General features: G+C 68.3%; 10 protein-coding genes. 6 read left to right on the forward strand and 4 right to left on the reverse strand.

All coding sequences use genetic code 11. The features are described 5' to 3' along the window. Window positions 1–34: 34 nt before the first annotated feature. The 4 genes from AC07PZ_RS02795 to AC07PZ_RS02810 all read right to left on the reverse strand — a co-directional run bounded on the left by AC07PZ_RS02795 (window position 35) and on the right by AC07PZ_RS02810 (window position 4,212). Window positions 35–925: a hydroxymethylglutaryl-CoA lyase gene (locus AC07PZ_RS02795; RefSeq protein WP_495293481.1), complete on the reverse strand. Its 891-nt coding sequence runs from the start codon at window positions 923–925 to the stop codon at window positions 35–37. A 28-nt stretch (window positions 926–953) separates the two neighbouring features. Continuing rightward, entirely contained in the window at window positions 954–2,342 is a 1,389-nt protein-coding gene (locus AC07PZ_RS02800) for a tripartite tricarboxylate transporter permease (RefSeq protein WP_495293482.1), read from the reverse strand. Next, window positions 2,339–2,806: a hypothetical protein gene (locus AC07PZ_RS02805; protein WP_495293483.1), complete on the reverse strand. Its 468-nt coding sequence runs from the start codon at window positions 2,804–2,806 to the stop codon at window positions 2,339–2,341. Before AC07PZ_RS02805 ends, AC07PZ_RS02800 begins: the two co-directional genes overlap by 4 nt. 119 nt (window positions 2,807–2,925) lie before the next feature. Beyond that, window positions 2,926–4,212, reverse strand: a complete 1,287-nt coding sequence (locus tag AC07PZ_RS02810; RefSeq protein ID WP_495293484.1) for a hydroxymethylglutaryl-CoA reductase, degradative — start codon at window positions 4,210–4,212, stop codon at window positions 2,926–2,928. A 128-nt stretch (window positions 4,213–4,340) separates the two neighbouring features. Between AC07PZ_RS02810 and AC07PZ_RS02815 the strand changes: the two genes are divergently transcribed. The 6 genes from AC07PZ_RS02815 to AC07PZ_RS02840 all read left to right on the forward strand — a co-directional run bounded on the left by AC07PZ_RS02815 (window position 4,341) and on the right by AC07PZ_RS02840 (window position 12,701). Continuing rightward, window positions 4,341–5,765 carry an aminotransferase-like domain-containing protein gene (locus tag AC07PZ_RS02815; RefSeq protein ID WP_495293485.1) on the forward strand — a complete coding sequence of 475 codons (1,425 nt, stop codon included), beginning with the start codon at window positions 4,341–4,343 and terminating at the stop codon, window positions 5,763–5,765. 115 nt (window positions 5,766–5,880) lie between these two features. Then, on the forward strand, window positions 5,881–6,390 hold the full coding sequence (locus AC07PZ_RS02820) for a sigma-70 family RNA polymerase sigma factor (RefSeq protein ID WP_495293486.1): 510 nt from the start codon (window positions 5,881–5,883) through the stop codon (window positions 6,388–6,390). A gap of 10 nt (window positions 6,391–6,400) precedes the next feature. Beyond that, complete coding sequence (locus tag AC07PZ_RS02825) at window positions 6,401–7,423, forward strand: FecR domain-containing protein (protein WP_495293487.1); 1,023 nt, start codon at window positions 6,401–6,403, stop codon at window positions 7,421–7,423. A gap of 145 nt (window positions 7,424–7,568) precedes the next feature. Next, window positions 7,569–10,037 carry a TonB-dependent siderophore receptor gene (locus AC07PZ_RS02830; protein WP_495293488.1) on the forward strand — a complete coding sequence of 823 codons (2,469 nt, stop codon included), beginning with the start codon at window positions 7,569–7,571 and terminating at the stop codon, window positions 10,035–10,037. A gap of 7 nt (window positions 10,038–10,044) precedes the next feature. Beyond that, on the forward strand, window positions 10,045–11,298 hold the full coding sequence (locus AC07PZ_RS02835; RefSeq protein ID WP_495293489.1) for a PepSY-associated TM helix domain-containing protein: 1,254 nt from the start codon (window positions 10,045–10,047) through the stop codon (window positions 11,296–11,298). 161 nt (window positions 11,299–11,459) lie between these two features. Continuing rightward, window positions 11,460–12,701, forward strand: coding sequence for an MFS transporter (locus AC07PZ_RS02840; protein ID WP_495293490.1), 1,242 nt, complete (start codon window positions 11,460–11,462; stop codon window positions 12,699–12,701). Window positions 12,702–12,713: the final 12 nt, after the last annotated feature.

Here is a 12,713-nt window from a genome sequence, read left to right on the forward strand (position 1 = left end):
AAAACCCCGCCACCGCGCGGTGGCGGTCGGGTCCTCAGGCCGTCATCGCGCGCGCCACGCGCGAGTTCGACGCGCGGCCCAATGCGGCATTGATGAAGCTGCCCGCGGCGACCAGCTTGTCGATGTCCACGCCGGTCTCGAACTCCATGCCCTGCAGCAGGTAGACCAGGTCTTCGGTGGCCAGGTTGCCCGATGCGCCTGCGGCGTAGGGGCAGCCACCCAGCCCGGACACCGAGGTGTCGAAGGTCCGCACGCCCAGCGCCAGCGAGGCGGCCACGTTCGCCGCCGCCATGCCGTAGGTGTCGTGGTAATGCCCCGCCAGTTGCGACACCGGCAGCCGCTTCAGGCAGGCCTCGAGCATGCGGGCGGTGGTCAGCGGGTTGCCGCGGCCGATGGTGTCGCCCAGCGATATCTCGTAGCAGCCCATCTCGCTGAGCAGTTCGGCGACTTCCGCCACCTTGCCGGGCGCGACCGGCCCTTCATACGGGCAGCCCAGCACGCAGGACACATAGCCGCGGACCTTCACGCCTTCGCTCATCGCGAGCTCGGTCACGGAACGAAAGCGCTCCAGGCTTTCGCGGATCGAGCAGTTGATGTTGCGCTGCGAAAACGACTCGGACGCCGCACCGAAGACCGCGACCTCCTTGCAGCCCGCGTCGATGGCGGCCTGCAGGCCGATGAGGTTGGGCGTCAGCACGCTGTAGTGCACGTCCGGCGCGGCCGGCACGCGCCGCATCACGTCGGCGCTGCCGGCCATCTGCGGCACCCACTTCGGCGAGACGAAGGACGCCGCCTCGATGTGCTTGAGCCCGGCGGCGACCAGCCGCTCGATCAGGCCGACCTTGGTGTCGACGTCGATCGACTGCTTCTCGTTCTGCAGGCCGTCTCGCGGCCCGACTTCCACGATCTTCACGCGTTCGTTCATGACAGGTTCCTCGTGTGCGTGCTGCTCGTCAGCCGACCAGCTTGACGATCGCCGGCACGGTGAGCACCGCGGTGTAGTAGCCCATGAACTGGACGCCCGCGTTGAAGCCGATGGTGCGCAACAGCAGCCCGCCCATCAGGCCCATGGTGAGGATCACCAGCAGCCCGAGGAACTGCCCTTCCCACACGCTGATCACGATGATCAGGCCGACGAAGGTGGCGATGATGGCCTCGTGGCTGACCTTGCGCGAGACGAAGAGCGCCGCCCGGCGCGCGAAGTTCATCGCGAAGGGATAGGACACCAGTGCGGCGAGCAGCACCGACAACATGCCGTAACCCAGGAACTCCCAGTTGTTCATGAGGTTGTGCAGGTTGTGGGTCTGGCCGGTGGCGGCGTCGACCGTGAAGCGCGGCGGTGCATTGAAGAGCGGCGCGGCCGGCCCCGCGGCCACCGGGCTCAACGGCAGGCCGAAGGCGATCAACGGGATCAGCGCCTCGGCGATGTAGGTGGCCTCGGTCACGCCGTTGCGTGCGGCAAGCACCGTGGTCAGGCGGTGGTACGCGTGCCTGATGCGCGAGCCCACCAGTTCGCCGAGCACCACGGTCATCGCGACCGGGCTGAAGACGAAGGTCGCGCTCGAGATGCCGGCCGTCGCCAGCGTCCACTTCGTCTGGCTCCTGTCGAGCACCTTGAACGGATTGGGGAAGTAGCCCGTCCATCCCTTCGCGTCGGGTGCGAGCTGGAAGGTGCGCACGCTGTCGCGCTTCATGCGGCCGCGGTCGGCCGGCGAAATCACCGAGAACAGGTCGGCCACCAGCGGACCGATCGCGATGCCCAGGAAGTAGCTGATGCTCAGCTTGACGTTGTACTTCGCCGTCAATGTCTGCAGCGCGATGATGACCACCACAAAGGGCACGAGCGTCGCGACCGACGCCCAGCGTCCACCCGAGAAATAGGCGATCAGCACCGCAGCCGCCACGAAGATCCACGGCGCGGCCTTCGTGATGGCCGGACCGAACGGCGCGAGCAGGACCGCGAACAGCACCGCCAGCGGCACCGCGATGAAGGCGGCGACGATGGCACCCGACAGCATCTTGCGCAGCGCGATGTGCGGCACGCCCAGGTTGCGCAGCACGTTGGCGTCCTGCATGAGGGGCGTCGCCAGCGTATCGCCCGGGATGCCCAGCAAGGCCGTGGGAATCGCATGGGTCATGTGCTTGGCCACCGCACCGGCCAGGAAGAAGGTGAAGACGCCCGCCACGGGAACGCCGAGCAGCACGACCAGCAGGGTCAGCGGCGCCAGCGTCGTGGTTTCGTCGGTGCCCGACACCAGGCCGATCGCGGCGAAGACCACCGCACCGATCAGCCCCATGCCGGCGGCGACCAGTATCTGATTCAGGAGATTGGCGTCCATCATGCGTTCCTTGTTGTCTCTGGCGCGGCGTGGACCGCATCGCCGCCACCCGGCCTGTAGCTGGCGAAGAGCTCGTAGATCTCCAGCTCCTTCATTTCCTTCACGACCGCGGGCGGCAGGTCCGCCACCGAGCCCAGCGGCCCGGTCTGTTCGACCAGCCTGTCGAGCACTTCCTGGCGCCATGCCGGGTCGGCGCTGCGGCCTTCGATGACCTCGCGCTTGGGCTTGAACAGCACCGCGCAGAGGACGCCCGAGATCAGGCAGCCGGCCAGGCCGGCCAGCATCGCGTAGGCCTTCGCCAGCTCGGGCGTCGCCACGCTGGCCGCCAGGAGCCGGCTCGCAGCGGTGTAGCCGGCGAGGCTGATCACGATGCCGATGACGATGGCCCAGGCCAGATGCTTCAGGTCGACCGTGTCGCCCCATACCTCAACCAGTTGCCACCTGTGGGGCGCTCGGCTGTCCTTCATTGCTGTCTCCTCATGTTGATGTGCCGCACCGCGCCGGATGCGGCCGAACCGCCGCCCCGCCCCGGGGTCTTCGACACCCGGCGCGAGGGACGGCGGTCGCGGCAGCCGCGGCCCGTGGGCTACTTGCTGCGCAGTTCGGCGAGCAGTGCCACGGCGCGGTCCGTGCGCACGTCGTGCTCGCCGGCCATGCGCTTGGCGACGATGTCGATCTCGTCGCCGGTGGCACCGGCCACCAGCGCGATGTTGCGCGCATGCAGGGCCATGTGGCCGCGCTGGATGCCTTCGGTCGCCAGGGCGCGCAGCGCGCCGACGTTCTGCGCCAGGCCGACCGCCACGGTGACTTCGCCCAGCTCCTGGGCCGACTCGACGGCCATGATCTTCAGCGCCAGGCGCGCCAGCGGATGCGTCTTCGTGGCACCGCCGACCAGGCCCACCGGCATCGGCATCTCGATCGTGCCGACCAGGGCACCGGTCGTGTCCTTTTCCCAGGTCGTGAGCGAGGTGTAGCGGCCGCTGCGGCAGGCATAGGCATGCGCGCCGGCTTCCACGGCACGCCAGTCGTTGCCGGTCGCGACGATCACCGGGTCGATGCCGTTCATGATCCCCTTGTTGTGCGTCGCGGCACGGTAGGGGTCGACGGCGGCGAAGGTGTACGCGTCGAGGATGCCTTCGATGATCTCCTCACCGCTGCGCTCCTTGGTCTTGAGCGTCTCGGGGGTGTAGCGCACGCGGGCACGCGCCAGCCGCAGATCGGCCAGGTTCGACAGGATGCGCAGCCGCACCGTGCCGCCGGTGAGCTTCTCCACCAGTGGAGAGACGGCCTCGGCCATCGTGTTGACGGTGTTGGCGCCCATGGCGTCGCGCACGTCGACGATCAGGTGCATGACGATCATGGCGCCACGCGGCGTGTCGGGAAACACATGGATCTCGATGTCGCGGCAGCCGCCGCCCAGGCCGATCAGCACCTTGTCGCGGCTGTTGGCCACTTCGAGGATCTGGTCGCGCTGCCGCAGCAATGCCTGCCGTGCGCCATACGGATCGGTGATGCCGAGCACCTGCACCTGCGCACGCATCAGCGGCCCGGTGCTCGAGGTCTCGAAGCCGCCGGATTCGCGTGCGAGCTTCGCCATGAACGAAGCGGCGGCGACGACCGACGGCTCTTCCACCACCATCGGCACCAGCACGTCGCGCCCATTGACCTGGAAGTTGCCCGCGATGCCGAAAGGCAGCTCGAAGGTTCCGATCACGTTCTCGATCATGCCGTTGGCGCGATCGACGCTGAGCGCGCCCGGCTGCGACACGAGCGCCACGTCGTCGTCGGACAACCCGGCGATGCGTGCGACATGTTCGAAGCGTTGCGCTGGCGTCAGCGCGCGAAAGTTGGGAAGGCGGGAATCAACGACCATCAATGTTCCTTGGGATACGACGACATGGCGGCCAATGTAGTTTTTCTGTACCCAACATCAAAGGTACAGTTTCAAGGGACAGTGAAGTTGCCTCTTCTTTTTTCAATGGCTGTGTCATCATGAATCTCATGACAGCCACCCCCGGAAAATCGCCCGCGAAGGGCCGCGCCACCTCGCTGCCGGTCACGCTGGCCGATGCCATCGAACGCCAGATCGCCGACGGCGCATTCAAGGCCGGCGACAAGCTTCCGTCGCTCAGGGAGCTTGCCGAACTGCACAGGTATTCGAAGAACACGGTCGTCGCCGCCTTCGAGCTGCTGGTGTCGCGCGGGCTGCTGGAGCCACGCCGCGGATCGGGCTACTTCGTCGTCAACCGCGCCGCGCCCAGGCGAACCGACGAAGAGGCGGGCCGGCTCGGGCGGGCCATGGACATCGTCTGGCTCATGCGCGAGCAGCTCAAGACCGAGCCCGACATGCTGGCCGTGGGCGACGGCTTCCCGCCCGTGGAATGGCTGGCCGACGTGCGGCTGGACAAGTACCAGCAGAAGGTCGTGCGCACCGGCCTCGGCGCACTGTTCCGCTATGGCAGCCGCTTCGGCTATGCGCCGCTGCGCGAGCACCTGGTGCGCAAGCTGGCGGACTTCGGCATCGGCGCCGAGCCGCGCCAGATCGTGTTGACGCACGGCGCCAACGAGGCGATGGACATCGTGATCCGCTACTTCGTGCCGCCGGGCGGCAAGGTGCTGGTCGACGACCCCGGCTACTACCCGCTGTTCGGCAAGCTGAAGCTGGCCAGCGCCGAAGTGTTCGGCGTGCCGCGGCTCGCGGACGGGCCCGACCTGGAGGCGCTGGAGCAGTTGCTCATCACCCAGCGCCCGCGGCTGTTCTTCACGCAATCGCTGGCGCACAACCCGACCGGCTCGGACCTGTCCGCGGCCAAGGCGTTCCGCGTGCTGCAGCTGGCGCAGAAGTACAACCTGCTGATCGTCGAGGACGACCCGCTGGCCGACTTCAAGCCGATGTCTTCGCCGAGGCTGTCGTCGCTGGACCAGCTGGAGCGCACGATCTACATCGGGAGCTTCTCCAAATCGTTCTCGGCCGCCTTGCGCGTCGGCTTCATCGCCTGCGGTGCCGACCTGGCGAGCGACCTTGCCGACCTCAAGGCGCTCATCCATGTGAGCAGCTCCGAGTACTGCGAACGCACCGTCGACGTGATGCTGAGCGAAGGCCACTACCAGCGGCACCTCAAGCGCCTGCGTGCGCGGCTCGAGGAAGCGACGGCCGACGCGAACAAGCTCTTCGAATCGGTGGGCGCCACGGTCTTCGCGAGAAACCTGCAATCGCTCTATCTCTGGGCGACGCTGCCCGGCGTTCCGGACTCGCTGGCCCTCGCGCAGGCGCTGCTCCCGCAGAAGATCGTCCTGGCGCCGGGACGCGTCTTCAGCATCGATTCGGCAGAGGCGTCGCCCTGGTCGCGATTCAACGTCGGCGCCGTCACGGACCCGCGGTTCGCGAAGTCGCTGCATGCGACGTTGCGGCAGTTCGGCGGATAGGCCTGCAAGCCCGCACCCGCGTGCCGCCGCCCGGCCGACGGAAACGTCACCCTACAATAAGAACCATTCTCATCAAGTCTGCGTCGAGGGCCGCGTGCCTGTCGGAGGTTCTTTCATGTTGGCTGCCGGGTCCGCTGCGCCACCCGAGGTGCATGCGCTCTACGTCGAGCACCGGAGCTGGCTCCACGGCTGGCTGCGTCGCCGTCTCGGAAACGCCTTCGACGCCGCCGACCTCACGCAGGACACCTTCGTGAGCGTGATCGCCGGCCGCCATGTGGGCGAGATCCGCGAGCCGCGACCCTTTCTGGCCACCGTGGCCGCGCGCCTGATCGCGCATCGCCACCGGCGGCAACTGCTGGAGACGGCCTACCTCGAAGCGCTGGCGGCCCAGCCCCAGGCCCTCTCGCCCTCTCCCGAAGAACGCCTGCTGACCCTCGAGGCGCTGCAGGAAGTCGATCGGGCGCTCGACGGCCTTCCACCGCCGGTGCGCGAGGCCTTTCTGCTGGCGCATCTCGAAGGACTGACGTACGCACAGATCGCCGAGCGGCTGAAGGTTTCCGCGAGTTCGGTCAAGCAGTACCTGACACGCGCCAACCGCCAGTGCCTCTTTGCGCTGAGCCACTGAGCCGCCGGCGATGCCCACCTCCGCCATCGGCGCGTCCGACCCCTTGCAGCCCGCACCGATGGCCGGCGGCCTTCCGCTGCCCGAGCACACGGCGGACGAGGCTGCCGAATGGCTGACGCTGCTGATGTCCGGCGAAGCCGACGCGCACGCGAAGCGGCGCTGGCAGCAATGGCGCGAAGCGCATCCGGACAACGAGCGCGCCTGGCAGCACATCGAGGCCGTGACGACACGCTTCAGGCGCCTGCAGCCCGAGGCCGCCCGGCAGAGCCTGTCGACGCTGACCAAACCGGTGCCGGCAGGACGCCGCACCGTGATCCGGTCGGTACTCGGTCTGGGTGCCCTGATCGGCGCCGGTGCGATGGTCTCGCGCACGTCCGTCGGCCAGCAGTGGATGGCCGACCACCGCACTGCGACCGGCGAACGGCGCGCCGTTGCGCTGGGCGACGGCACCCGTCTGCTGCTGGACGGTGGCAGCGCGGTCGACGTCCTCTTCGATGCCCGGCAACGTGTCGTCCGGCTGGTCGCCGGCGAGGTGCTCGTGTCGACCGGCCACGGCGAAGGTGCCGACCGGCCTTTCTCCGTGCAGGTGTCGCACGGCACCATCCGCGCGCTCGGCACCCGGTTCACCGTGCGGCAGTCCGAACGCCAGACCCTCGTGGCCGTGTTCGACGGCGCGGTCGAAATCGCGCCCTCAGCGCCCCTGGCCGCGCGCCAGACCCTGCGCGCCGGTGAGCAGGCGGTCTTCGACGGCAACCACATCGAGCCGCGCACCGCCGCGGACGAGACCACCCTGCTGGCATGGACGCGCGGACAGCTGATCGCCGACGAGACCCGGCTGGGCGACTTCATTGCCGACCTGGCACGCCACCGCCCCGGCATGCTGCGGTGCGACCCGGCCGTGGCCGACCTGCGCATCTCCGGCGTGTTCCCGCTGGAAAACACCGACCGCATCCTCGACGCCCTGCCCAATGTGCTGCCGGTGCAGGTGCGCCAGCGCACCCGCTACTGGGTCACGATCGAAGCCGCACGCTAGCGGCGCCAACCGGGTGCGCGCCAGGCCACCCCAGGATGTGGCGCGGTTTTTTTCGAGGCGCATCGCTTTTTTTCTGCCCGATTCCGTTTCTCGCGGCACTTACCTCCAGGAGCTTCTTTTTTTAGTCGTCACCGGAGGGGAAACCATGCCCAACAGAATCCAGAAATCCATCGCCCATGCGCGCAAGCGCCAGTTCGCGCCGATGCGTCGGCCATCCGCGCGCAGCCCCGTCGCCCACGCCGCTGCGCTGGTCGCCAGCCTTGCGCTGGGATGGAGCCTCACGCCGGCCGCGCTGGCACAGGACACCGCGCCGGCACACGCCGTGGCGCGGCAGCAATACGATGTTCCCGCCGGTCCGCTGGCACCTGCGCTGCGCCGCCTGGCCAGCCAGGCCGGCGTGATGCTGAGCTTCACGGCCGACCAGACCGATGGCCTGCGCACCGACGGCCTGCGCGGCGAGCACACGCTGGCCGAGGCCTTTGCGCTGCTGCTGGCACGCAGCCCGTGGCAGGCGGTACCGCTGGGCACCGGCGGCTACGTGCTGCGCAGCGCCGCTCCCGGCGGCGCCACGGCCGGCGGCGGAACCACGCTCGCGACGGTCGAGGTCAGCGCCGAGGGGCCTGGCGCGCCACCCAGCGAGCGCAGCCCTTCGTACGCCTACCGGCAGAGCAAGGGCGCGACCGGGCTGAACCTGTCGCTGCGCGAGACGCCGCAATCGGTGTCGGTCGTGACGCGCCAGCAGATGGACGACTTCCAGCTGAACAACGTGAACGACGTGCTCGACGCCACACCCGGCGTGGTGGTGGAGAAAGTCGAGACCGAACGCACGTACTACTCCGCACGCGGCTTCAACATCACGACCTTCCAGGACGACGGCGTCGGCATCCCCTTCACGCACGGCCTGATGGGTGGCGACCTCGAGACCGCCATCTACGACCGCGTGGAAGTGATTCGCGGTGCCAACGGGCTGATGTCGAACACCGGCAACCCGTCGGCCACGGTGAACCTCGTGCGCAAGCGCCCGACCGCCGACTTCATGGCCTCGGCCGCCGCCACCTACGGCAGCTGGAACAGCAAGCGCCTGGAGGCCGACGTCTCGGGCGCACTCGACAAGGAAGGCACGGTGCGGGGCCGCTTCGTCGCCGCCGCACAGGACAAGGACTCCTACCTCGACCGCTACAGCCATGCCAAGAACACCTTCTATGGCGTGATCGAAGCCGATGTCGGCGACCGCACCACGCTGGCGGCGGGCATCACCTACCAGAAGAGCAAGGCCAAGGGGCAGATCTGGGGCGGGCTTCCGCTGGTCTACAGCGACGGCACGCTGACCGACTACGACCGCTCGACCAGCACCACCTCCGACTGGAGCCACTGGGACATCGGCACGCAGACCACCTTCGTCGAGGCCACGCACCGCTTCGACAGCGACTGGGAGGCGCGCGCGGTCTACACGCACCGTGCGATCGACTGGTCCAACCGCTACTTCTACGTGTACGGGCTGCCCGACCGTGTCACCGGGCTGGGCCTGTCCGGCACGCCGGTCGACTACGAAGCGACCGAACGCCAGGACCTGATGGACGTGCGCGCCTCGGGCCCCTTCACGCTCGGCGGCCGGCGCCACACGCTGGTGTTCGGGGCCAACCTGTCGATCTCGCGCGCCAAGGGCCACACCCTGACCTCGGCCGACGTCACCCTGCCTTCGCTCGACACCTGGGACGGCAGCACGCCCGCGCCCTCCTTCACGAACGAAGGCGGCCGCGCCGACTTCGTCGACAAGCAACGCAGCATGTACGCCGCCGCGCGGCTCAACCTGGCGGACGACCTCAAGCTGATCGTCGGCGCGAATGCCACCCGCGCCCAGTCGAGCGGCAGCAACTACGGCACCTCGCGGCTGAAGTCCGACTTCGAGATCGCGCCTTATGCCGGTGTGGTGTACGACATCAACGCGGCGCTGTCGGGCTACGCGAGCCTCACGAAGATCTTCAATCCGCAAAGCGAGATCGACGCCAGCCTGAAGCAGCTGAGCCCGGTGCGCGGAAACAGTGCCGAGGCCGGACTGAAGACCGAGCTGTTCGACAAGCGGCTGCAGGGCTCGGCCAGTGTCTTCAAGACCGAGCAGAAGAACCTGGCGAACTACATCGGCGAACAGGGGCTGCTCGCGATCTACGAGGGCACCGACGTGAAGTCGCAGGGCGTGGAGTTCGAAATCGCGGGCCAGGTGCATCCACGCCTGCAGATGACCGCCGGCTATACCCGGCTGTCGCTCAAGGACAACGAGGGCATGGCCACGCGCCTGCAGACGCCACGCCAGATCTTCCGCGTGTCGGCCACCTACCGCGTGCCGGGCATCGACGCGCTGCAGGTGGGCGCCAACCTCAACTGGCGCTCCGAGACGAGCAACCAGGCCGGCGCGTTCCCCACGGTGACCATCCGTCAGCCGGCCTACGCGCTGCTCAACCTCATGGCCCGCTACGACCTCGGCGACAAGGTCTTCCTCACCTTCAACCTGAACAACGTCACCGACAAGAAGTACCTCACGTCGCGGCGCTATCTCGACCAGGGCTTCTATGGCGCACCACGCAACGCGATGGTGGCGGTGAACTGGAAGTACTGAGCCAGGCATGCGTTCGACCTACGTCGTCCTCCATCGCTGGATGGGTCTTTTCGTCGCGGGCTTCCTGATCGTCTCGGGCCTCACCGGTGCGGTGATCTCGTGGGACCACGAACTCGATGAATGGCTCAATCCGCATCTGTTCGAGACGCGCAGCCAGGGTGCGGCGCTGCCGCCGCTCACATTGGTCGAACGCATCGAACACGCCGATCCGCGCGTGCGCGTCAGCCTCTTCCCGCTGACGAGCGAACCCGGCCACACGCTGCAGGTATGGGTCGACGCACGCATCGACCCCGCCACGGGCCGGCGCTACGCGCTGGGGCACGACCATGTCTTCATCGACCCCGTCACCGGCGAGATCGTCGGCCGGCGGCAATGGGGAAAGGTCGCGGTCGACGGCGAGCACCTCATGTCCTTTCTCTACAAGCTGCACTACACGCTGCACCTGCCGGAATGGCGCGGCAACGACAAGTGGGGCGTGTGGCTGATGGGCGCCGTGGCGCTGGTCTGGCTGGTCGACACCTTCATCGCCTTCCTGCTGACCTTGCCGCGCAAGGCGCCACGGAATGGCAAGTCCAAGGGCTGGTGGTCGCGCTGGCGCCCGGCCTGGATGCTGCGGCTGCATGCCGGCGGCTACAGGCTCAACTTCGACCTGCACCGCGCGGGCGGCCTGTGGGTCTGGGGCATGCTGCTGATCCTCGCCTTCACCTCCTTCTCGCTGAACCTCTACCGCGAGCTGTTCTATCCGGCGATGTCATTGGTCTCGCAGACCACGCCCGGCCCATTCGAGAGCCGCACGCCGGCGCCGCGCGAGCGGCCGATCGAAGCACGCATCGGCTGGCAACAGCTGATCGACATGGGCCGGGCCGAAGCGGCCGTGCGCGGCTGGCAGGAGCCCGCGGGCGACGCGTTCTACAGCGACGATTTCGCCGTGCTCGGCATCCGCTTCTTCCAGCAGGGCGCCGACCACGACAGCGGCGGCATGGCCGTCAAGAGCCTCTATTACGACGGCCTCGACGGTCGCCTGATCGGCGACCGCGTGCCATGGCAGGGGACCGGGGCCGACGTCTTCGTGCAGCTGCAGTTTCCGCTGCATTCGGGCCGCATCGCCGGCATGGCGGGCCGCATCCTCGTGTCGGCGGTGGGGCTGCTGGTGGCGATGCTCAGCGTCACGGGGGTCGTGATCTGGTGGCGCAAGCGGCGGGCGCAGCGGCAGGTGCGGCGGCCCGGGCAGCCTGGACGGCCCGAGCCGGGCACAGCCTGAACGCCGCGCTCCATACGCCAAAGATACCGCCAAGCATTCCGGAAATGTATTTCTGGATATGTTCGATGACTCTTAGCATCGGCCGGACTCGGCGCTCCCACGGCATGGCCCATCACGGGCCGGGTGGGACAAAGCCGAAACCACCGAAGGAGACATAGAACATGACGTCGCTCCCCCTTGAACGGGCGAATCGCCCATCCCGATCCACCGCACAGGCCACTTCGCACGCCGGCCGCTTCTCGATCTTCGTGTGCTTCCTGGTCGCGCTCATCGACGGCTACGACACGCTGATGCTTTCCTTCGTCGCACCGCTGATCTCGAAGGACTGGGGCATGCCCGCAGGCGCGTTCGGCAAGGTGTTCGCGGCGAGCTTCGCGGGCGCGGTGGTCGGCGCCCTCGTCGTGGGCGCGGCGGCCGACCGCTTCGGCCGTCGCAGGCTGCTGCTCGCGTCCATCTTCGTGGCGGGCGGCTTCATCCTGCTGAGCGCGACCTCGTCGACACCGGAACAGCTCATGCTGTGGCGCTTTCTCTCGGGCATCGGCCTCGGCGGCGCGATCCCGACCATTTCCGCGCTGACGGCCGAGCATGCGCATCCTGCGCGCCGCAGCGCCACGGTGTCGCGCATGTTCCTGGGCTTTCCGATCGGTGCGGTGGTCGGCGGCGCCATCACGGCGGCACTGATGCAGACGCTGGGCTGGCACGGCATCTTCATCGGCGGCGGCATCCTTGCGCTCGCCCTGCTGCCTTTGGTCTATGCCATGACGGAACCCGACCGCGATGCGGCGGCCACCGACACCGTGCCTGTCCGCCGTCCGCTGGCCGAACTCTTCGCCGACGGGCGCGCCGTCGGCACCGTGCTGATCGCCACGGCGGCGTTCATGATCCTGCTGGTCAGCTACTTCCTCCTGAGCTGGACGCCCAGCGTGCTGGCGATGAACGGCATGAGCCCGCAGCGCTCGGCGCTGGCCGGCGTGATGCTCAACGTGGGCGGTGTGGCGGGAGCCTTCGCGATGTCGTTCGTGGTGGCACGGCGCAGCCCTTTCGCCCCCGTGGCGCTGTGCCTGGCACTGGGCGCCGCGCTGGTTCCGTTCTTCGGCTTCCATGTCGTCGGCAGCGAGATCGCCGCGTTCTGCCTGGTGTTCGCGATCGGACTGCTGGTCATCGGCGGGCAGATGAACATTCCTGCACTGTGCGTGGACTACTACCCGGCCAGCGTGCGCGCCACCGGCGTCGGCCTTTCGATGTCGGTGGGCCGCGTCGGCTCCATCGTCGGACCGCTGTTCGGTGGTCTCCTGGTCGGCGCCCAGTTGCCGTGGGGCTGGCTGTTCGCGCTGGCCGCCATTCCGGCGCTGATTGCCGCCGCGGCACTCGCCTGGGTCGCGCGCAGCCGGCGACGCGACTGAATCGCCACCGCC

This window comes from Variovorax sp. GW821-FHT10B04 (assembly GCF_059415645.1).

Excerpts from the sequence above, each read along its gene's own strand:
- AC07PZ_RS02795 (WP_495293481.1), bottom strand. The coding sequence starts at position 925 with ATGAACGAACGCGTGAAGATCGTGGAAGTCGGGCCGCGAGACGGCCTG.
- AC07PZ_RS02800 (WP_495293482.1), bottom strand. The coding sequence starts at position 2,342 with ATGATGGACGCCAATCTCCTGAATCAGATACTGGTCGCCGCCGGCATG.
- AC07PZ_RS02805 (WP_495293483.1), bottom strand. The coding sequence starts at position 2,806 with ATGAAGGACAGCCGAGCGCCCCACAGGTGGCAACTGGTTGAGGTATGG.
- AC07PZ_RS02810 (WP_495293484.1), bottom strand. The coding sequence starts at position 4,212 with ATGGTCGTTGATTCCCGCCTTCCCAACTTTCGCGCGCTGACGCCAGCG.
- AC07PZ_RS02815 (WP_495293485.1), top strand. The coding sequence starts at position 4,341 with ATGACAGCCACCCCCGGAAAATCGCCCGCGAAGGGCCGCGCCACCTCG.
- AC07PZ_RS02820 (WP_495293486.1), top strand. The coding sequence starts at position 5,881 with ATGTTGGCTGCCGGGTCCGCTGCGCCACCCGAGGTGCATGCGCTCTAC.
- AC07PZ_RS02825 (WP_495293487.1), top strand. The coding sequence starts at position 6,401 with ATGCCCACCTCCGCCATCGGCGCGTCCGACCCCTTGCAGCCCGCACCG.
- AC07PZ_RS02830 (WP_495293488.1), top strand. The coding sequence starts at position 7,569 with ATGCCCAACAGAATCCAGAAATCCATCGCCCATGCGCGCAAGCGCCAG.
- AC07PZ_RS02835 (WP_495293489.1), top strand. The coding sequence starts at position 10,045 with ATGCGTTCGACCTACGTCGTCCTCCATCGCTGGATGGGTCTTTTCGTC.
- AC07PZ_RS02840 (WP_495293490.1), top strand. The coding sequence starts at position 11,460 with ATGACGTCGCTCCCCCTTGAACGGGCGAATCGCCCATCCCGATCCACC.